We start from the raw sequence: 18972 nt of genomic DNA, 5'->3' as shown, positions 1-18972 counted from the left end.
ACAGAAATTCAATATTTAAGCTTTTTGAAATATTCTTGTAAATTTTTTGTAGCCTTTTCGCTTTATCTTTGTGACAGATAAAAAGAAGAGGAGGAAGAGGTATGAACAGCCGTATTTTAGAACAAAAAAGCCGTTTTGCCGTTATCGGCGCTTTGATGGTTATTATCAGCCTGCTGTTTTTATTCTACATGGGAAGTTCGTTAGTCAGTTCGACCCAAAAATATCTGGAACAAATCCGGAAGACGGAGATGACCTGTATTCATGGGATACGGAGGTGAAAGGCCGGGGAGGAAGAAGCTTTAGCCGGATTTTAGAATGCAGGCGGGCCGGAATCCTTCGCCGGAGGATGAGAAATAAAACGGGAGGAATTGCCGGGGCTATCTGCCGGAAAATCATTACCTTTGCGAGGTAAAAAAATACAAGAATTTATGGAAGAGAAAAATCAGGAAGCCTGGAAGACGGTAAGCAGTAAATACCTGTTCCGCCGCCCGTGGTTGACAGTGCGTTGTGAAGACATGCTGCTTCCCAACGGGAATCATATTCCCGAATATTATATCCTTGAATATCCGGACTGGGTCAATACGATTGCCGTCACCAAAGAGGGAAAGTTCGTGTTTGTCCGCCAATATCGTCCGGGCATCGGACGTACCTGTTACGAGCTTTGTGCGGGTGTCTGCGAAGAGGAGGATGCATCGCCGTTGGAATCCGCCCGGCGTGAATTGTGGGAAGAGACGGGATACGGGAAAGGCGACTGGCAGGAATATATGGTTATCTCCGCCAATCCGAGTACTCATACCAACCTGACCCATTGCTTTCTCGCTACCGGCGTCGAACGGATAGATTGCCAGCATCTGGAGGCCACGGAAGACATATCGGTTCATTTATTGACGTTGGAGGAAGTGAAACGTCTGCTTGAAAACAATGAAATCATGCAAGCGTTGAATGCCGCCCCGCTCTGGAAATATATCGCAAGCCTGTGACGGGAGATTGCATGCTCTCTTTTCCTGAATAAAAACATATTTTCCCTGTCACTCTGTCACCGCGCCATTGAACAATAGCCCTGTGTGCCGCTATGCGGATACCGCGATACCGGAACCGGTTTATTCCAGCACGAATACGATAGTTTCGTTCACCGGCGCCCAGTCGAAAATAAATTTGGCATGTGAAGTCGCATTCCGTACGCACATGTGTGAACGCGGGGTCGTGCCCAACGACGGACTGTACTCTATCTGTGCCTTTCGGGGAGCATTGACGGGGACGCCGTGGATATAAGCCCCGTCCGTGAAACGGCTGGCATAGGGGGCATAACCTCCTGTTTCTTTGGAACCGTCTTTCAGGTAGATCATTTTCGTTTTCTTTTCCTGTACTACGAACATCCCCAGCGGAGTTTCCTGTGCGTATGGCGGAAGATGGCGTCCCGTAGTGGCGGGATTCATGCTGCGTACCGCCCATTTCCCTTTTCCGACACGTTCGAGGGTGGCGATATTCTGGTTGTTGCGGTCTACAAAGACGGCTTTGTTAAAGACAATCGTGTCGCCGAGCGTTTTAACGTACTTCTTGGGTATCATCCATTCACCTTTGATGAGTACCGGTTCTGCCTTGACAAATGTTCCTTTGTTGCCGGTGAGGCGGACGGGCGCCCCGTCCCGTCCGTAACGTTCGGGGACTGAAGTGTCCGTCGGCAGATAGAGCGGTACGGACTGGTAACGTTCCGTTCCGAGCGTGTCCGCTACCCGACCGTAGGCATTCCTCTTGAACTTCCTTACGAGGGGAGCTTCCCCGTTCCTGTTTTTGTAGTTCCGGAGAATCCCCCATTCGGCAGGTTGTAATTGTATGTTCTCCAACAGGGCGAGCCGTTCTTTGATTTTGTCCCACTGGAACTGCCGGGTCGTGTCCTTGTACGGATAAATATCGTCCGGCGTATATCGGTCGTACAGGAAATCTTTGGTGATTTGTATCTGTTCCGGCGTAAGCGTCTTTTCAATGGGAGCAGTTTCGTTCCGGACGGCGGTGTCTGCCGGCAGTGAACCTGCCTGTTGCACTTCGACGGGCGAGACCTTCCCTGTGTGCGGCGTGCAGGAGCAGAATATGCAGAAGGCGGTAAACAGTCCGGATATTGTTTTATTCATTTTATTGATACGGTGCATCTTCTGGTTCGATTACGAATATACATTATTATAAGGAATAATCCTTCTGTTTTGTTTAAAAAGTGCGGGATAAATCTTTTTTCGCCGTAAGGAATAACTTGTCAGTCATTTTGTCAGTCTGTTTCTGCCAAACAATCATTCTTTTGTTTTGGCACGCTTTTCGTAATGACTTTAACGTTCCGCCCGGAAAAAAGCGGAAGGTTCTAATATTATAATGTATAACTAAAATATAATAAGTAACTATGAACATTAAACCATTAGCAGACAGAGTGCTTATCCTCCCTGCACCTGCAGAAGAAAAAACAATTGGTGGTATCATTATCCCTGATACAGCAAAAGAAAAACCTTTGAAGGGTGAAGTTGTGGCAGTAGGTCACGGTACGAAAGATGAAGAAATGGTGTTGAAAGTAGGCGATACGGTTCTTTACGGTAAATACGCCGGAACGGAACTTGACGTCGAAGGTACTAAATATCTCATCATGCGTCAGAGCGATGTCCTCGCTGTTCTGGGTTAATAAACGTAGTAAATAATCAATCATTAAATTGTAAATATCATTATGGCAAAAGAAATATTGTTCAATATCGATGCCCGTGACCAATTGAAGAAGGGCGTTGACGCTTTGGCAAACGCAGTAAAAGTAACTCTGGGCCCGAAAGGACGTAACGTTATCATTGAAAAGAAATTCGGCGCTCCGCACATCACGAAAGACGGTGTGACGGTGGCAAAAGAAATCGAACTGGCGGACGCTTACCAGAATACGGGTGCGCAGTTGGTAAAAGAAGTCGCTTCCAAGACGGGCGACGATGCCGGTGACGGTACGACTACGGCAACTGTTCTTGCTCAGGCTATTGTGGCTGAAGGCTTGAAAAACGTGACTGCCGGCGCCAGCCCGATGGATATCAAACGCGGTATAGACAAGGCTGTTGCCAAAGTGGTGGAATCCATCAAGAATCAGGCTGAAACGGTGGGCGACAACTATGACAAAATCGAGCAGGTGGCTACCGTATCCGCCAATAATGACCCGGTAATCGGTAAGTTGATTGCCGATGCCATGCGCAAAGTTTCCAAGGATGGTGTTATCACTATCGAAGAGGCTAAGGGTACGGATACTACTATCGGCGTGGTGGAAGGTATGCAGTTCGACCGCGGTTACCTGTCGGCTTATTTCGTGACAAATACCGAGAAGATGGAATGTGAGATGGAGAAACCTTACATTCTGATTTACGATAAGAAGATTTCCAACCTGAAAGATTTCTTACCTATTCTCGAACCGGCTGTACAGACGGGCCGTCCTCTGCTGGTGATTGCGGAAGATGTGGATAGCGAGGCGTTGACTACATTGGTAGTAAACCGTCTGCGTTCTCAGTTGAAGATTTGCGCTGTCAAGGCTCCGGGCTTCGGCGACCGTCGTAAAGAAATGCTGGAAGATATCGCTATCCTGACAGGCGGCGTGGTTATCAGCGAAGAAAAAGGTTTGAAACTGGAACAGGCTACCATCGAAATGCTGGGTACTGCCGACAAGGTTACTGTTTCCAAGGATTATACCACGATTGTAAACGGTGCCGGTGCGAAAGAAAGCATCAAGGAGCGTTGTGACCAGATTAAGGCGCAGATTGCTGCTACGAAGTCCGACTATGACCGCGAGAAACTGCAGGAACGTCTGGCTAAATTGTCCGGCGGTGTAGCTGTTCTTTATGTGGGCGCCGCTTCCGAAGTGGAAATGAAGGAAAAGAAAGACCGTGTGGATGATGCGTTGCGTGCAACCCGTGCCGCTATCGAAGAAGGTATCATTCCGGGCGGAGGCGTAGCTTATATCCGTGCCATCGAATCTCTGGAAGGTCTGACAGGTGACAATGCCGACGAAACGACCGGTGTTGAAATCATCAAACGCGCTATCGAAGAGCCGCTTCGCCAAATCGTTGCCAATGCCGGCAAAGAAGGTGCCGTAGTTGTTCAGAAAGTACGTGAAGGCAAAGGTGATTTCGGTTACAATGCCCGTATGGACGTTTATGAAAACCTGCACGCTGCCGGTGTGGTAGATCCTGCCAAGGTGGCCCGTGTAGCTTTGGAAAATGCGGCTTCTATCGCCGGTATGTTCCTGACTACCGAATGCGTCATTGTAGAAAAGAAGGAAGACAAACCTGAAATGCCGATGGGCGCTCCCGGAATGGGAGGCATGGGCGGAATGATGTAATTCCGGTTTCCTTTAAGAAATATGCGAAAAATAAGGAGCTGCTTCCCCGTTGAGGGGAGGCGGCTCTTTTTTATATATCCTGATTTCCCGTCCCGTCCACGGGCGTCAACGGATTATCAAACCGGTAAAGAAGAGATGAATCGGCGCACCTTGTTCCCCGCAAAGGGTATCCCGACCGTCGGGTAAGGTATAGACAACTTTGTATCTTATTTGTCTTTATCCGGTTGGATATGCCGGAAATTCTCATCATACAGCCCGACGAGCAAACTTTGTCCTTTCTTGTCCACTTTTAGACCGCCGTATACGGCATTCTGGTAAAGAGTATCCTGTCCCTCTTCAAAGAAGAAAGATTCGGCTCCGAGAATTATCCGCTTGTTTACCCTTTTGTATTTGATGGCTATTTCATTATCCTTCAAAGGATTCAGGGTGTTCTGTAACCGTATGAGCCGGCCTACCCGGTTACTGTCCGTTTGGAGTACGGCATAGCCGCGTGTGGCAGTTTTCCCGTCTGTCAAGCCGGACGGGGATGACGTTATTTCATAGTTGAGTTTCATATAATCCCCTTGCATGAGTGAGCGGGGATCGACAGGAGCCAGATGCAATAGCACTAACCGGCCGTCCTTCAAAGTCTGTTCTTTCTTGAAAACCGACCAGTTGACGTATCCTAATAACAATACGAGGTTTGCAATAATCAATATCCGGTTATACTTTTTCATGTCTCGTCCTTTTTTGAGTGAAGAAATACCAGGCTGCGATGAAAGCGGTTCCTATCAGGAAAAGTGTGACGGATTTGGTGAGCAGGCTCATGTTCAAATCATAGTAATATTTGAAAACGGCATAGATAAAGAGAAGGATGGAAACCGCACACTCAGTTTTGTAACCGTAATGGAAACACACCAGAATCAATAACAGACTGCCGGACAGATAAGGAGCGGATATCGTGGGCAGACAGATGAAAATGCAAAGTATGTAAATGTTGAGCCGATGTACCGGACCAGCCGTTTGCATGACTCTCATAATCCGCTGTGCCATGATAAGGAGCCCTGTCCATATAAAAACGGACAAAATGCACGATATGGTCCGGTAATCCGTTCCCGATACCAGGTAATTGACCGATAGCCCGCACATTAAAATGAGGCAGGATACGAATAGCCCGGAGTGAAAAGGCCTGTATTTGGGTAAGTCGTTTTTAAACAGGCGGAGCAGCCTCCCTTCGAAAAGATGGATGAGCAGGAACGTCGCCAGGACAGGAACCGCTGCAACTTGCAAAGGATGGGAAAAAGAAAAGAGACGGGTTATTTCTCCGAATAGGGAAATGATAAACACAATTACCGAAAGAAAAGGGAGGACATACCCTTTCGACAACAGGAAAGTGAGAATGCCGGTTCCCATGAGCGCGATGAAAAGCATATTCATGCTACCGCCGAATCCAAAAGCGACCAATACGCATCCTGCGATATATAAAGTGATATTCATCGCATCCAGGAAAGAACGGAGGACAAGACGGTTGATTGCCAATGTCGCGATAATTAACAGGCTTCCCGCCGACAGGCATGATGCTTCGGAACGCAGGATTCGGGCAAGTGCAAGAAATCCGAGAAAGAAGACAGCCGCCAGTATTCCGCCTACGACAGATATGGCCTGAACGGCGAGATTATGCTTCTGTGCCATACCATTTCTTTTTTAGGCGAAAAATGACATAGATAAGCAAGGTCGTTCCGGAGATAACCGTCGTTCCGGCGAAGAAGAACAGGTTGACGCTTTCCAGCCCGCTGTAACGTATGAATGCGGTCAGTAGAATCATCAACGCCATGAAAGGAATGACAGCCGGGTAGAACAAGTTCTTTTCTTTCCATCCGAACCATAGTCCCGTAGAGAAGACAAGGACAGTGCTTAGGAGTGAAATCAGTAACATTTTCCCCTCGCAGGCAGTTCCCGTCCTGAAAAAACTGAAATTTGAAATCGCCAGCATTGTCAGGAAACCGGTATGCGCGATGGTAGCCAGTGAAAGAAAACCTTCGAGCCAACGGTTTTGTTTATCCAGCCTTCCCTTCATTCTCATCCGTGCTGTGACGGCGGTTACCAGAGCACATATCCAAGTCACCGCATTGGCGAGCAGAGTTGATTCCCATGAGCCAAGACCGGCAATCTGTATGTTGTACAGCCATATCGTGGTGCAAAGCAGTCCGATGAAAATCAGCCATAACGGGGCAAAACGGATGGCGGCCGCCCAAAGGACGGTAAAAAGCGTCCAACCCAGGAAAAGGTCGTAGGCATCGGCTCCTGTCTGGTAGATTTGACCGAAGACGGCAAAGAGCGTACCGGTCAGGAAAACGGCTCCTGTAAGAAGGACTTGTTTGACGAGCCTGTTCCATCGGGTAAATACGGCAAGCAGGACAAAAGAGGTTAATAATGCTTCTACAATTCCCAGTTTGGCAAATTCGGGCAGTCCGTTCCAGTTGTAGGCGAAGAAAAAGAGAATGCCTGATACTGTGAAACCTACGCCTGCCGCCAATAAGAAAACGGATAGGAATCGGTTCCATTCCTTTGGGGTCGCGTACAGGACTCGCCGCGGCGAAGGTGAAGACTCGGGCTTTTCCATATATTTCAACTTTTGATGATTACAAACATAAGAAAATAAAATGATAATCCCCTGCCAATCAACTTAAAATATTCATTATGTGTTTATAATCCGAATCCGGCGGCATAAGCCCGCCCGATACATGCCGTGCAGGCTTGGAGTATGCGGACGGCGGTTTTGTGTCGGAACACGTCGCAGGTTTTATGTTAAAAATAAACTTGTAACAAATTTTTAGCGGAATCTTGTAAACAAATGCAATGTCCTTTTGTTATCTTTATAGGCGAAATCTTAACCTAATGTATAAAACCTTTTAATAATTCAAGAAAATGAACAAAAATGAAATCGGTCTGAATGCCGGTAAGGTTTGGCAACTGCTTAGCAATAATGAGAAATGGAGCTATGGCTCTCTGAAAAGGGAAACTGGATTGGAAGATAAAGACCTGGGAGCCGCTTTGGGCTGGTTGTCAAGAGAAGATAAAATAGAATTCGACCAATGTGATGATGAACTCTATGTGTATCTTTGCGTAAACATTTACATTGGCTAGAGGAATTCGGCTGAAGCTGAGCAGAAGAATTTGACTAACGGGTTCCGGATAACGGAATCCGGTGCTTTAGCGGGAACGGAAAATCTCCGTAGCGATGGCAGGATAGCCGGCGCTACGGAGATTATTTTTTTTCAGTCTTTGTCCTTCTCTTTTCTGTGTATGTTCATTTCGATGAGGAAAGCGCTTAAAAGACCGGCGCCGCCGAAGAACAGCACGCATGCGCCGTAGACGAGGCTGGCTTGTCTCTCTACGTTCCATGCGCCTTCTTTACCGATGGTGTAGTTCGGAAAAGCTGCGCAGCAGATAAAGAAAGCCACCAGAAGGCCCAAACCGATACCTATCATCAGGAGCCCTCCTTTTAAAGAGCCGAAAGTGAACCGTGAACGGGAATAGTTGACATTGAAAGAAAAATTGCTGCTGATGTCGCCTGCATTTATTTTGTCGCCCAGCTTTTCAATCATCGTAATCCGTTCTCTTCTGCACACGAAGAGTTCGAACAGTTTGTAAATGCCTAGTGTGATAATTCCCACTACCAGGGGAACCAAGATAAAATCCATCATAATTGTACTGTTTTTAAGTGATTATTTTCGTTCTTTGTACCGTTTGACGCAGACGGCTGAAAAAGGTTACATATTGCGGGCGGTTATTTTTCCGATTTTATTTTTCCGCTTCCGGGCTGTAACCTTTTGCAATGTGCGGCGTCTAACCCGTAAAGATGGAACAGAAAGACGAAACATACTATATAGCGCAGGTGTTGGACGGGAAAACGGAATACTTCTCTGTATTTCTCGACCGTTACAGCCGTCCTTTGTATGCGTTGATAGTACAAATCGTCGGTTGTCCGGAAGATGCGGAAGAGTTGCTTCAGGATGTTTTCTTGAAAGCGTTCCGCAACCTGTCCGGCTATAAGGGAGAGTGCCTGTTCTCCACCTGGCTCTATCGGATTGCGTACAACACCGCTATTTCGGCTACCCGGAAAAAGAAACAGGAATTCCTTTATATAGAGGAGAACCTTATAAATAATGTACCGGACGAAAAAGCGGAAGCGGCGGTCGCCCTGGAGGGAGACGAAGAACAGATAGAACGGCTGGGGAAGGCGATAGACCGGTTGGACGGAGAAGAAAAAGCATTGATAACATTGTTCTATTATGAAGGAAAATCAGTGGAGGAAATCGGTGAGGTGATGAAAATATCCGCGGGCAATGTGAAAGTCAGGCTCCATCGCACCCGGAAAAAGATTTATATATTGATGAACGGGAATAAATAGAAGAAGGGAGGAAGACAGATATGAAAAAAGAAGAGATTATGGAAAGCGCATTGAAGCAGGCACTGGAACGAAGGCAGGGGAGAGGCTTGTCTTCCAATTTCCCCTATCGGATGATGGAACGTGTCCGTGCGGAGGCGGAAAAGCGGAAGAAAAGAAACGTGCGTATCGGCTGGGCGGCTCTGTTGGCATCGTCCCTTTCATTGCTGGGACTGGGCGTTTACTTCTTGTTCTTTTACCTGGATATCCGTTTTACCGATTATTTGCCCCAGGCGGACGAACGGCAAGACGCTCCCCTGCTGGAATTTTATGTCTACATCGCTTTACTGGCATTGTTCCTGCTGGCGGTAGATTATTGGCTGCGTAGGAAGTATATCTGGAAATAATTCCGTTACTTTGCACTATGAATTTGAAATACAGGAAACCATGAGAAGTTTTGCCTCAGACAATAATTCCGGTGTGCATCCGTTGGTTATGGAAGCGTTGAACCGGGCAAACATAGACCATGCATTGGGATATGGCGATGATAAATGGACGGAAGAAGCCGTAGCGAAAATCAGGGAAACCTTTACGCCGGACTGCCTGCCTTTGTTCGTATTCAACGGTACGGGCAGCAATGCGGTGGCTTTGCAGTTGATGACCCGTCCGTACCATGCCGTCTTTTGTGCGGAAACCGCCCACATCTATGTCGATGAGTGCGGCTCTCCCGTCAAGATGACAGGTTGCCAGATTCGGCCGGTTACCACTCCCGACGGAAAACTGTCTCCGGAACTGATACAGCCTTATTTGCATGGATTCGGCGATCAGCACCATTCGCAGCCTAAGGCACTTTACATCTCCCAGTGTACTGAGCTCGGCACGGTTTATACCCCCGAAGAGTTGAAACGCCTGACGGATTTTGCCCATCTGTATGGTATGTACGTGCATATGGACGGAGCCAGGATAGCCAATGCCTGCGCCGCCCTGAACCTCTCCCTCAGGAAGCTGACGGCAGAATGCGGAGTCGATATTTTAAGTTTCGGCGGTACGAAAAACGGCCTGATGATGGGGGAATGCGTGATTGTATTCAACAAAGACTTGCAGCAGGAAGCCCGCTTCATCCGTAAACAATCCGCGCAGTTAGCTTCGAAAATGCGCTATCTTTCCTGTCAGTTCACGGCATATCTGACGGAAAACCTCTGGTTGAAGAATGCCGTCCATGCCAATGCGATGGCTGCCAGGCTTTATGCGGAACTGGAACCGCTGCCGGAAGTGGCATTCACTCAAAAAGTAGAGAGCAACCAGTTGTTTCTCACCATGCCCCGTCCGGTTATCGACCGGATGTTGGAATCTTATTTCTTTTATTTCTGGAATGAAGAAAAGAATGAAATCCGCCTGGTAACTTCTTTCGATACGACGGAAAAAGATATTGACGATTTCATAAGGCTTTTAAAACGTTAAAAAAGAAGTCCGGGACAACAAAAAACGCTGGAATCCTGTTATAACAGGAAGTTTGAAACAAACTTTGTTTACGAAGTTTTTTACTTCTTGTCATTATGGATACTAGACGGAACTGGCTAATCATATTCGCGCTGTTGTTACTGACACAAACCCCATTGGGCGCACAGGTGCATTCTGCTACAACGGAACTGCCGGCGGATTCCGTACCTGTGGCCGTCAGGGATTCAGTTCCGGAAAAGCCCGGTTTCTTCAAGAAGTTCCTTGGTTATTTCAATGATGCCAACAAGGAAAAAAAGAATAAAAAATTTGATTTCAGCGTCATAGGCGGCCCCCATTATTCCAGCGATACGAAATTCGGGCTCGGATTGGTGGCGGCGGGACTCTACCGTACCGGCCGCAATGACACGATTCTTCCTCCTTCCAATGTCTCCCTTTACGGAGACGTGTCTACCGTCGGCTTCTATCTGTTGGGAATCCGCGGGAACCATCTGTTTCCGCAAGACAGATACCGGTTGGATTACAACCTTTATTTCTATTCTTTTCCCAGCCTGTATTGGGGACAGGGATACGGCAACGGGAGCAATGATGATAACGAAAGCAACTATAAGCGTTTTCAGGCACAGGTGAAGGCAGACTTCATGTTCCGGGCGGCGGGAAATTTCTATATCGGCCCGATGGCGGTATTCGATTACATCGACGGACGAGACTTTGAGAAGCCGGCCCTGTGGGAAGGCATGGCGGCGCGGACAGTCAACACAAGTATCGGACTTTCTCTTCTTTATGACTCTCGTGATTTTCTGACAAATGCTTATCGGGGATATTATCTGCGGATAGACCAACGGTTCAGCCCGGCTTTTCTCGGCAATGAATATGCGTTCGGCAGTACGGAACTCACTGCCAGTTACTACCGTCCCGTATGGAAAGGAGGAGTGTTGGCGAGCCAGTTCCATACGTTGCTGACCTATGGGGATACTCCCTGGGGGCTGATGGCGACTTTAGGGAGTTCCTATTCGATGCGCGGGTATTACGAGGGGCGTTATCGGGACAAATGTGCGGCGGATGCTCAAATAGAGCTCCGGCAGCATGTCTGGAAACGGAATGGAATAGCCGTATGGGTAGGAGCGGGGACCGTCTTTCCGAAACTTTCCGGTATCACCCTGAAACATATTCTTCCCAATTACGGTTTCGGTTATCGCTGGGAGTTTAAGAAGAGAGTGAATGTACGTTTGGATTTAGGGTTTGGCAAACACCAGACCGGATTTATTTTCAATATCAATGAAGCTTTTTAAGAATGTAAAGAATGGATTGGCGAAACAGGAACATTTGTTTTACCTGTTTCTGTTTATCCTGATAACGCCTAACATCGTTCTCTGTTTCACGGAGCCGTTGCCGGTGATGGCGAAGGTGACTAATGTCCTGTTGCCTTTGGGTTGTTATTATCTGCTGATGACGTTATCCGGGAACTGTGGTAAAATGTTCTGGATTTTGTTCCTGTTTTTGTTTTTCGGGGCTTTCCAGATTGTGCTGCTTTACTTGTTCGGGCAGTCTGTCATTGCTGTCGATATGTTTTTGAATCTGGTTACCACCAATTCGAGTGAGGCACTTGAGTTGCTGGACCACCTGACACCTGCCATCATTGCAGTAATCATGCTGTATGTCCCGGCTCTGGCGTTGGGGATGGTCTCGATTGTCCGTAAAAGGACGCTTCCCGAAAGGTTTGTCCGCCGGGAACGGAAACGGGCTCTCGCAGTTTTGGGAATCTCGCTGGCCGGACTTTTCGGGACTTTTGCGCTAGAGCCGGGGTATGAGTTGAAGTCGGATTTGTATCCGTTGAATGTCTGTTACAATGTCGGTCTGGCTTTTCAGCGGACACTCCTGACGCGGAATTATCATCATACCTCACGGGATTTTACTTTTCACGCTAAAGCTACGCATCCGGCAGGTAAGAGGGAGATATATGTGATGGTGGTGGGAGAGACATCCCGTGCCCCGAACTGGCAGCTATACGGTTATGGGCGTGAGACGAACCCTTTGCTGGCTCATCAGGAAGGACTCGTTGCCTTTTCGAAAGCGCTGACGGAATCGAACACGACACACAAAAGCGTGCCTATGCTGTTGTCTGGTGTCAGCGCCCGCAACTATGATTCCATCTACTTCCGGAAAGGGATTATCACCGCTTTTAAAGAGGCGGGCTTCCGGACGGCATTCTTTTCCAACCAGCGTCGTAACCATTCGTTTATCGACTTCTTCGGGATGGAGGCCGACACATGCGATTTTATCAAAGAAGATTCCGTTGCTCCCGGCTATAATCCTGCGGACGACGAGCTGCTGAGGCTGGCGGAGCAGGAATTGGCTAAAGGGGCGGAGAGGCAATTCATCGTGCTGCATACCTACGGCTCTCATTTTAACTACCGTGAGCGTTACCCGCTGGAGACGGCATTCTTCACACCGGATTATCCGGTCGATGCGAAAAGGAAATTCCGGGACAACCTGGTAAACGCTTATGACAATTCCATCCGTTACACCGACGGTTTCCTGTCGGGAATCATCCGTATGTTGGAAAAACAGCAGGCGAATGCCGTCATGCTCTATACGTCCGACCACGGAGAGGATATTTTCGATGACTCCCGCCATCTTTTCCTTCATGCCTCTCCCGTACCTTCGTATTACCAGCTTCATGTGCCGTTCCTTGTCTGGATGTCGGAAGAGTATCGGGAGAATTATCCCGGACAGTGGAAGGCAGTGACAGGCAATAAGGACAAAGACGTTTCTTCCAGCAGCTCTTTTTTCCCGACCATGCTGGATTTGGGCGGGATAGAAACAGATTGCTGGGACCGTTCGCAGTCCGTTGCCACCCCGTTTTATACAATGAAGCCGAGGGTATATCTGAACGACCATAACGAACCCTGCCCGTTGGATGGATTGGGGATGAAAAAGCCTGATTTTCAACAATTGGAACAGAGGCGGATTGATTATTAGCCGTTTGTTATAAATTGTGCTAAAATTTACATCTAAAAGCGGGATTGGCTTGTTATTTGCCGTATGATATATGAAACGATTAAATTCATAAAACATGGCCTATATAGATTATTATAAGATTCTTGGGGTTGACAAAAACGCTTCCCAGGATGATATCAAGAAGGCTTTCCGTAAGCTGGCGAGGAAATATCATCCTGATTTGAATCCTAACGATCCGAGTGCAAAGGATAAGTTTCAGGAAATCAATGAAGCAAATGAAGTACTGAGCGACCCGGAGAAACGTAAAAAGTATGATGAGTACGGAGAGCATTGGAAGCATGCCGATGAATTCGAAGCGCAGAAACGTGCCCGGCAACAAGCGGGTGGTTTCGGCGGCGCTGGCGGTTTCGGCGGCTTCGGCAGCGGAGAGGGATTTTCCGACGGTAACGGGACGTATTGGTACAGTTCCGACGGAGACGGTTTTGCCGGCGGCAATGCCAGCGGTTTTTCCGATTTCTTCGAATCTATGTTCGGAGGACATCGGGGCGGAAGAGGAAAAGGTGCTGCGGGATTCCGCGGGCAGGATTTTAATGCCGAGCTTCATCTGTCACTTCGTGATGCCGCACAGACGCATAAACGGATATTGACGGTCAATGGCAAGCAGGTGCGTATCACCATTCCTGCCGGCGTGGCTGACGGGCAAGTGATTAAGTTGAAAGGTTACGGAGCGGAGGGAATCAACGGAGGTCCTGCAGGTGATTTGTACATTACGTTCGTTATAGCCGAAGACCCGGTGTTCAAACGTCTGGGCGACGATTTGTACGTAGACGCGGAGGTAGACCTCTATTCCGCCGTGTTGGGAGGCGAGAAGGTGATTGATACGCTGGACGGAAAAGTGAAGCTGAAGATAAAACCGGAAACGCAGAACGGCATGAAAGTCCGTCTGAAAGGCAAAGGATTCCCGGTTTATAAGAAGGAAGGACAATTCGGCGATTTGATTGTGACCTATTCCGTCAAGATTCCTACGAATCTGACGGACAGACAGAAAGAGTTGTTCCGCGAGTTACGGAGTATGAACTAAAAAGAATGAGTACTATGCAGACCGAGTTAATTATTGTCAGTGAATACTGTCACAAATGTCATATTGAGCCTTCGTTTATAGATATGCTGGAAGAAGGCGGTTTGATTAACGTACATACCGAAGGCGGCGAACATTATCTGCTTTTGTCGGAACTCCCGAACGTGGAACGTTACAGCAGGATGTATTATGACCTGTCCATTAATATGGAAGGGATTGACGCCATCCGTCATTTGCTGGAAAGGATGGAGGAAATGAAACAGGAGATGGATTCGCTCCGTAAACAACTGTTGCTGTATCGGGAGCGGGAAGTGGAAGAAATGGATTGGTAAAGACCGTCTGTTTCTTTCCGGCGCAATGTTCCGGATTCTGATATCCGGATTTCAGAGTGGAATTTTGATGTTCGGATTTGGATATGTCGGGAATTTTTCCTGATAGGTAAGCCTGCCGGATATGGCTTAGGATATATACGTACAAATCTCTTCCAGGTAGCGTGCGTCGGTTTCGTCGAAATTGTCCAATGAATCACTGTCGATATCCAGTACTCCGATGACTTTCCCGTCTTTTATGAGCGGCACGACAATTTCCGACTTGGAATCGGAACTGCAGGCGATGTGACCGGGAAACTGCTCTACATCGGGAACAACCAATGTTCGCGCCTCTTTCCAGGCGGTTCCGCAAACTCCTCTGCCGAAGCGGATACGGGTGCAGGCTATGGGTCCCTGAAACGGGCCAAGTACGAGTTCTTCTTCTTTTACGATATAAAAACCGACCCAGAAGAAGTTGAAAGTCTGTTTTAATGCGGCTGCAAGATTGGCGAGGTTGGCGATGAAATCCGTTTCCGTACTTGTCAGGGCGTGTAATTGCGGAAGCAGTTCGCGGTATTTTTCCTCTTTTCCTCCTGTGCTGACTGATAGGTTCTCTGCCATGTCTGATTAGGTTTTAAATCTATTGGTATTGGTTCGGACATTTAATGAGGCTGTTTTCTGGATGTTTATCTTTTTTATTACAGATGACAGCCTGTTCCTTTGCAGGCAAATGTATGGAATAATAATGAAAAAACGGAAATAAAAGCAGAATATTTTATGGAGGCTGTTTGACGGAGGCAGCGGTTGTTTGCCTGATGAATACGTTTTTTTACCGGAAGAAGAGAAAGACGGCGGTAGATTTTAAAAAAAGTAAGGTTCCCGTCCGCCTGTAACTTGTGTGTAAATTGTAGGTTGGAATGCAATAATCCCCTTGTTTGCACCCCGTATCATGGCAATACGGGGTTAAACAAGGGGATTTATCTTGATTAGGTTCCCGAATGGAAAGGCTTTTTATTCCCGTAAAAAGCGTGTGGAACCTTTTGTCTGGTGTGGCATTCCGTTATTTCTTGTAGAAAGCCAGTTCTTCTTTATTGAAGTTGCTGATGAACCCGGCGTGTTTCTCTACTTCCGCTTCCGCATAGTTCAGATAGACGTGGGCGGATTTGGAGAACAGCTCCGGAGCCCTGCTTGCATCCTGAATCAGCAAATGGCACATGATAATGTCAGCGGCCATTTCCATCAGCCTGCGGGCGGTGAAATCGAGCAATTCCTGGTCTTGCGCCTCTTTTACCGCATTAGCGCTTGCTTCGAACTTATCCGCCATCTTTTTCAGACGGGACATCAACGGCTCCATTTCCGGCGAGCAGGGAACGGTTTCGAACTCGCGAATCGTAGCGAGGTAAGAACCGTTGGTTACGTAACGGATAGCGGCTACGGTTTGCAACTGGGTTGTTCCTTCATAGATGCTGGTGATACGCGCGTCGCGATAGATGCGTTGGCAGGCATATTCCATCATGAAACCCGACCCGCCGTGAATCTGGATACAGTCGTAAGCGTTCTGGTTGGCATATTCGGAATTCATGCCTTTGGCCAGCGGAGTGAAGCTGTCTGCTAATTTGGCATATTTCTTCTGTTCCTGGCGTTCTTCCGGCGTCAGTTTGCGTTCGCGGGCGATATCGTCCAGCGCTTTGTAGATGTCTACGTAGCGGGCTGTCTGGTATAGCAGGGCGCGTCCGGCATCCAGCTTGCCTTTCATGATAGCCAGCATGTCATATACCGCCGGGAATTCAATGATTGCTTTGCCGAATTGCTTGCGGTCTTTGGCGTAAGCCAATCCTTCATTGTAGGCGGCTTGACTCAATCCTACGGATTGCGCGGCGATACCCAGGCGGGCGCCGTTCATCAATGCCATCACGTATTTTATCAAACCCAGTTTGCGTTCGCCGCAAAGTTCGGCTTTTGCGTTCTTGTACACCAGCTCGCAAGTGGGAGAGCCGTGGATACCGAGCTTGTTTTCGATACGGCGCACGTTCACGCCACCCTGACGTTTGTCATAGATAAACATGGACAAACCGCGGCCGTCTCTGGTTCCTTCTTCCGAACGTGCCAGGACGAGGTGGATATCCGCATCGCCGTTCGTAATGAAACGTTTCACACCGTTCAACAGCCAGCAACCGTCTTTTTCGCTGTAAGTGGCTTTCAGCATTACCGACTGGAGGTCGGAACCCGCATCCGGTTCCGTCAGGTCCATAGACATGGTTTCACCCTGGCATACGCGGGGAATGAACCGGCTGTGCTGGTCTGCGTTGCCGAATTCATACAGAGTTTCGATACAGTCCTGCAACGACCAGATATTTCCGAAACCCGCGTCGGCGGCGGCAACGATTTCCGCGCACATCGTGTACGGGGTAATCGGGAAATTCAACCCGCCGAACTTGCGGGGCATCGTCATGCCGTTCAACCCGGCTTTCACCATGGCGTCGAGGTTCTGTTTGGTTCCCGATGCATATTCCACACGGCCGTTGGCGCAATGGGGACCTTCTTCGTCAACGCCTTCCGCATTGGCGGCGATAATTTCTCCTGTGATTTCTCCCGTAATTTCCAAGACTTTGTCGTAAGAGTCTACGGCATCTTCGAAATCTAACGGGGCGTAATCGAATTCATCTTTGTCTCTGTAGTTGCGTTCTTTGAGTTCGCAAATACGTTTCATCATCGGATTGTTCAAGTGATACTTGAGTTCCGGTATGTCTGTATAATAATTAGCCATTTTGCTTACTTACTATTTTGTTTATAATATTTAATCATCTTCGGCACGACTTCTTCGATTGTCCCGTTGATTACGTAATCGGCAATCGTGTTAATCGGAGCATCCGGGTCGTTGTTGATGGAGATGATGATACCGCTTTCCTGCATACCGGCAATATGCTGGATTTGTCCTGAGATACCGCAAGCGATGTAAAGCTTCGGACGGACTGTGACGCCTGTCTGGCCAATCTGGCGGTCGTGTTCCGCAAAGCCCGCATCAACAGCCGCACGGCTGGCGCCTACTTCCGCATGGAGCTCTTTAGCCAAATCGAACAGCAGGTCGAAGTTCTCTTTCGAGCCTACTCCGTAACCGCCGGCTACTACAATCGGCGCGCCTTTCAGATTGTTCTTGGCTTTTTCCACATGGCGCTCGATGACTTTGACTACATAATCCGTGTCGGCTACGTATTTTTTCACGTCATGGCGAATCACTTCTCCCTGGTAAGTGGGGGAAAGGATTTCTTTTTTCATCACGCCTTCGCGGACGGTCGCCATCTGCGGGCGGTGTTCCGGGTTTACAATCGTTGCGACAATGTTGCCTCCGAATGCCGGACGAATCTGGTACAGCAGGTTCTTGTAAACCTTACCCGCTTTTTTGTCTTCGTGGTCGCCGATTTCGAGCGAGGTGCAGTCGGCGGTCAATCCGCTGGTCAAGGCGGAAGATACGCGCGGACCGAGGTCGCGCCCGATAACGGTGGCACCCATCAGACAGATTTGCGGTTTTTCCTCTTTGAAAAGATTCACCAGGATGGAGGTGTGCGGGAGCGAGGTATAAGGGTAAAGCCCTTCTCCGTCAAAGACGTGGAGTTTGTCCACTCCGTAGGGAAGGATTTGTTTCTCGATGTCCTTGAGGCCGCTTCCGGCAACTACGGCTTCGAGCTGGCAGTCCAACTGGTTGGCTAACGAACGGCCTTTAGTCAGAAGTTCGAGGCTGACGTCTGCTACGTTGCCTTCTTCTATTTCGCAATATACAAATAAGTTATTCATGATTATCCGATGGTATGGTTAGCTAACAGTTCAACAATCAGGTCTTCCACGTCACGGTCGCTGCCGCTGATGGTTTTACTCTCTTTAGCCTGGAACACGATGTTCTGGATGGTCTTCACTTTGGTCGGCGAACCGGACAGGCCGCATTGTGCGAGGTCGCCGTTTACGTCCGCCACGCTCCATTCTACCAGATTCAGGTAGTCGCGCTTGTCATACAAATCCGTGTAGTCGAGGTTGCCTTGCTGTTTCTCGGTAACTGTCTTGGCGTGTTTGTATTTCTGGACCAGCTTGGCATTGCGCGGGCGGCAGGGAGCAGCCGAACCGTTTACGGTAATCACAATAGGCAACGGGCCTTCCACAGTTTCTACGCCGCCGTCGATGTGGCGTTTTACCTTAATTTTTCCGTCGCCCGCTTCCAGGATTTCCTCTGCGTATGTGATTTGTGTCAATCCCAGTTTTTCCGCTACCTGAGGACCTACTTGCGCCGTGTCTCCGTCGATTGCCTGGCGGCCGCCGATGATAATGTCGCAATCGCCGATTTTACGGATGGCGGTAGCCAGTGCGTAAGATGTAGCCAGTGTATCTGCACCGGCAAAAGCACGGTCGGTGAGCAAGTAACCGTTATCTGCACCACGGAAAAGTCCTTCACGAATAATGTCGGCTG

General features: G+C 48.5%; 21 protein-coding genes. 12 read left to right on the top strand and 9 right to left on the bottom strand.

Annotation, left to right across the window (positions count from 1 at the left end):
• Positions 1-101: 101 nt before the first annotated feature.
• Both Q5076_RS13600 and Q5076_RS13595 read left to right on the top strand, forming a co-directional pair.
• Positions 102-278: a hypothetical protein gene (locus tag Q5076_RS13600; protein ID WP_303014147.1), complete on the top strand. Its 177-nt coding sequence runs from the start codon at positions 102-104 to the stop codon at positions 276-278.
• Between the two features lie 150 nt (positions 279-428).
• On the top strand, positions 429-980 hold the full coding sequence (locus tag Q5076_RS13595) for an NUDIX hydrolase (RefSeq protein WP_303014146.1): 552 nt from the start codon (positions 429-431) through the stop codon (positions 978-980).
• Between the two features lie 120 nt (positions 981-1100).
• Here the strand turns inward: Q5076_RS13595 and Q5076_RS13590 are convergent, their stop codons facing one another.
• Positions 1101-2147, bottom strand: a complete 1047-nt coding sequence (locus Q5076_RS13590; protein WP_303014145.1) for a L,D-transpeptidase — start codon at positions 2145-2147, stop codon at positions 1101-1103.
• A gap of 242 nt (positions 2148-2389) precedes the next feature.
• Between Q5076_RS13590 and Q5076_RS13585 the strand changes: the two genes are divergently transcribed.
• Together Q5076_RS13585 and groL are read left to right on the top strand one after the other, a co-directional pair.
• Positions 2390-2662 carry a co-chaperone GroES gene (locus Q5076_RS13585; RefSeq protein WP_004314007.1) on the top strand — a complete coding sequence of 91 codons (273 nt, stop codon included), beginning with the start codon at positions 2390-2392 and terminating at the stop codon, positions 2660-2662.
• Between the two features lie 42 nt (positions 2663-2704).
• Positions 2705-4342, top strand: coding sequence for a chaperonin GroEL (gene groL / locus Q5076_RS13580; protein WP_303014144.1), 1638 nt, complete (start codon positions 2705-2707; stop codon positions 4340-4342).
• Positions 4343-4548: 206 nt separating this feature from the next.
• Here groL and Q5076_RS13575 read toward each other — a convergent pair whose 3' ends face one another.
• Genes Q5076_RS13575 through Q5076_RS13565 form a run of 3 tightly spaced genes read right to left on the bottom strand, consistent with a single transcriptional unit; the run spans position 4549 to position 6944 of the window.
• Positions 4549-5058: a GDYXXLXY domain-containing protein gene (locus tag Q5076_RS13575; protein WP_303014143.1), complete on the bottom strand. Its 510-nt coding sequence runs from the start codon at positions 5056-5058 to the stop codon at positions 4549-4551.
• On the bottom strand, positions 5045-6013 hold the full coding sequence (locus Q5076_RS13570) for a DUF4401 domain-containing protein (protein WP_303014142.1): 969 nt from the start codon (positions 6011-6013) through the stop codon (positions 5045-5047). Before Q5076_RS13570 ends, Q5076_RS13575 begins: the two co-directional genes overlap by 14 nt.
• Positions 5997-6944 (bottom strand): DUF2157 domain-containing protein, encoded by a 948-nt coding sequence (locus Q5076_RS13565; RefSeq protein WP_303014141.1) that lies wholly within the window; start codon positions 6942-6944, stop codon positions 5997-5999. Before Q5076_RS13565 ends, Q5076_RS13570 begins: the two co-directional genes overlap by 17 nt.
• 305 nt (positions 6945-7249) lie before the next feature.
• Between Q5076_RS13565 and Q5076_RS13560 the strand changes: the two genes are divergently transcribed.
• On the top strand, positions 7250-7468 hold the full coding sequence (locus Q5076_RS13560; RefSeq protein WP_303014140.1) for a winged helix-turn-helix domain-containing protein: 219 nt from the start codon (positions 7250-7252) through the stop codon (positions 7466-7468).
• Between the two features lie 131 nt (positions 7469-7599).
• Here Q5076_RS13560 and Q5076_RS13555 read toward each other — a convergent pair whose 3' ends face one another.
• Positions 7600-8028 carry a DUF6249 domain-containing protein gene (locus tag Q5076_RS13555; protein WP_303014139.1) on the bottom strand — a complete coding sequence of 143 codons (429 nt, stop codon included), beginning with the start codon at positions 8026-8028 and terminating at the stop codon, positions 7600-7602.
• 155 nt (positions 8029-8183) lie between these two features.
• Between Q5076_RS13555 and Q5076_RS13550 the strand changes: the two genes are divergently transcribed.
• The 7 genes from Q5076_RS13550 to Q5076_RS13520 all read left to right on the top strand — a co-directional run bounded on the left by Q5076_RS13550 (position 8184) and on the right by Q5076_RS13520 (position 14540).
• Positions 8184-8735 carry an RNA polymerase sigma factor gene (locus Q5076_RS13550; RefSeq protein WP_303014138.1) on the top strand — a complete coding sequence of 184 codons (552 nt, stop codon included), beginning with the start codon at positions 8184-8186 and terminating at the stop codon, positions 8733-8735.
• Between the two features lie 20 nt (positions 8736-8755).
• Positions 8756-9118 (top strand): hypothetical protein, encoded by a 363-nt coding sequence (locus Q5076_RS13545; protein WP_303014137.1) that lies wholly within the window; start codon positions 8756-8758, stop codon positions 9116-9118.
• A gap of 40 nt (positions 9119-9158) precedes the next feature.
• Complete coding sequence (locus Q5076_RS13540) at positions 9159-10172, top strand: low specificity L-threonine aldolase (RefSeq protein WP_303014136.1); 1014 nt, start codon at positions 9159-9161, stop codon at positions 10170-10172.
• A gap of 95 nt (positions 10173-10267) precedes the next feature.
• Positions 10268-11461 (top strand): BamA/TamA family outer membrane protein, encoded by a 1194-nt coding sequence (locus tag Q5076_RS13535; protein ID WP_303014135.1) that lies wholly within the window; start codon positions 10268-10270, stop codon positions 11459-11461.
• The gene (locus Q5076_RS13530; protein ID WP_303014134.1) at positions 11448-13151 is read left to right on the top strand and encodes a phosphoethanolamine transferase; all 1704 of its coding nucleotides are present in this window, start codon (positions 11448-11450) and stop codon (positions 13149-13151) included. The genes Q5076_RS13535 and Q5076_RS13530 overlap by 14 nt, the downstream gene beginning before the upstream one ends.
• Before the next feature lie 94 nt (positions 13152-13245).
• Positions 13246-14211, top strand: a complete 966-nt coding sequence (locus tag Q5076_RS13525) for a J domain-containing protein (protein ID WP_303014133.1) — start codon at positions 13246-13248, stop codon at positions 14209-14211.
• 14 nt (positions 14212-14225) lie between these two features.
• Positions 14226-14540, top strand: a complete 315-nt coding sequence (locus Q5076_RS13520) for a chaperone modulator CbpM (protein WP_303014132.1) — start codon at positions 14226-14228, stop codon at positions 14538-14540.
• A 126-nt stretch (positions 14541-14666) separates the two neighbouring features.
• Here the strand turns inward: Q5076_RS13520 and Q5076_RS13515 are convergent, their stop codons facing one another.
• From Q5076_RS13515 to Q5076_RS13500, 4 genes are all read right to left on the bottom strand, one after another.
• Complete coding sequence (locus Q5076_RS13515; RefSeq protein WP_303014131.1) at positions 14667-15137, bottom strand: GAF domain-containing protein; 471 nt, start codon at positions 15135-15137, stop codon at positions 14667-14669.
• A gap of 439 nt (positions 15138-15576) precedes the next feature.
• Entirely contained in the window at positions 15577-17283 is a 1707-nt protein-coding gene (locus Q5076_RS13510) for an acyl-CoA dehydrogenase family protein (RefSeq protein WP_303014130.1), read from the bottom strand.
• Between the two features lie 5 nt (positions 17284-17288).
• A complete protein-coding gene (locus tag Q5076_RS13505; RefSeq protein WP_303014129.1) occupies positions 17289-18308 on the bottom strand; it encodes an electron transfer flavoprotein subunit alpha/FixB family protein in 1020 nt (339 codons plus the stop codon).
• Positions 18309-18310: 2 nt separating this feature from the next.
• Positions 18311-18972 (bottom strand): electron transfer flavoprotein beta subunit/FixA family protein (locus Q5076_RS13500; RefSeq protein WP_303014128.1); only part of this gene is annotated, 662 nt, incomplete at its 5' end.

This window comes from uncultured Bacteroides sp. (genome assembly GCF_958445495.1).
In the GTDB taxonomy this organism is placed as follows: Bacteria; Bacteroidota; Bacteroidia; order Bacteroidales; family Bacteroidaceae; genus Bacteroides.
Note: the sequence above shows the minus strand (reverse complement) of the source record. Positions and strands in the feature narration are given on the sequence as shown.

Excerpts from the sequence above, each read along its gene's own strand:
- Q5076_RS13600 (WP_303014147.1), top strand. The coding sequence starts at position 102 with ATGAACAGCCGTATTTTAGAACAAAAAAGCCGTTTTGCCGTTATCGGC.
- Q5076_RS13595 (WP_303014146.1), top strand. The coding sequence starts at position 429 with ATGGAAGAGAAAAATCAGGAAGCCTGGAAGACGGTAAGCAGTAAATAC.
- Q5076_RS13590 (WP_303014145.1), bottom strand. The coding sequence starts at position 2,147 with ATGCACCGTATCAATAAAATGAATAAAACAATATCCGGACTGTTTACC.
- Q5076_RS13585 (WP_004314007.1), top strand. The coding sequence starts at position 2,390 with ATGAACATTAAACCATTAGCAGACAGAGTGCTTATCCTCCCTGCACCT.
- groL (WP_303014144.1), top strand. The coding sequence starts at position 2,705 with ATGGCAAAAGAAATATTGTTCAATATCGATGCCCGTGACCAATTGAAG.
- Q5076_RS13575 (WP_303014143.1), bottom strand. The coding sequence starts at position 5,058 with ATGAAAAAGTATAACCGGATATTGATTATTGCAAACCTCGTATTGTTA.
- Q5076_RS13570 (WP_303014142.1), bottom strand. The coding sequence starts at position 6,013 with ATGGCACAGAAGCATAATCTCGCCGTTCAGGCCATATCTGTCGTAGGC.
- Q5076_RS13565 (WP_303014141.1), bottom strand. The coding sequence starts at position 6,944 with ATGGAAAAGCCCGAGTCTTCACCTTCGCCGCGGCGAGTCCTGTACGCG.
- Q5076_RS13560 (WP_303014140.1), top strand. The coding sequence starts at position 7,250 with ATGAACAAAAATGAAATCGGTCTGAATGCCGGTAAGGTTTGGCAACTG.
- Q5076_RS13555 (WP_303014139.1), bottom strand. The coding sequence starts at position 8,028 with ATGATGGATTTTATCTTGGTTCCCCTGGTAGTGGGAATTATCACACTA.
- Q5076_RS13550 (WP_303014138.1), top strand. The coding sequence starts at position 8,184 with ATGGAACAGAAAGACGAAACATACTATATAGCGCAGGTGTTGGACGGG.
- Q5076_RS13545 (WP_303014137.1), top strand. The coding sequence starts at position 8,756 with ATGAAAAAAGAAGAGATTATGGAAAGCGCATTGAAGCAGGCACTGGAA.
- Q5076_RS13540 (WP_303014136.1), top strand. The coding sequence starts at position 9,159 with ATGAGAAGTTTTGCCTCAGACAATAATTCCGGTGTGCATCCGTTGGTT.
- Q5076_RS13535 (WP_303014135.1), top strand. The coding sequence starts at position 10,268 with ATGGATACTAGACGGAACTGGCTAATCATATTCGCGCTGTTGTTACTG.
- Q5076_RS13530 (WP_303014134.1), top strand. The coding sequence starts at position 11,448 with ATGAAGCTTTTTAAGAATGTAAAGAATGGATTGGCGAAACAGGAACAT.
- Q5076_RS13525 (WP_303014133.1), top strand. The coding sequence starts at position 13,246 with ATGGCCTATATAGATTATTATAAGATTCTTGGGGTTGACAAAAACGCT.
- Q5076_RS13520 (WP_303014132.1), top strand. The coding sequence starts at position 14,226 with ATGCAGACCGAGTTAATTATTGTCAGTGAATACTGTCACAAATGTCAT.
- Q5076_RS13515 (WP_303014131.1), bottom strand. The coding sequence starts at position 15,137 with ATGGCAGAGAACCTATCAGTCAGCACAGGAGGAAAAGAGGAAAAATAC.
- Q5076_RS13510 (WP_303014130.1), bottom strand. The coding sequence starts at position 17,283 with ATGGCTAATTATTATACAGACATACCGGAACTCAAGTATCACTTGAAC.
- Q5076_RS13505 (WP_303014129.1), bottom strand. The coding sequence starts at position 18,308 with ATGAATAACTTATTTGTATATTGCGAAATAGAAGAAGGCAACGTAGCA.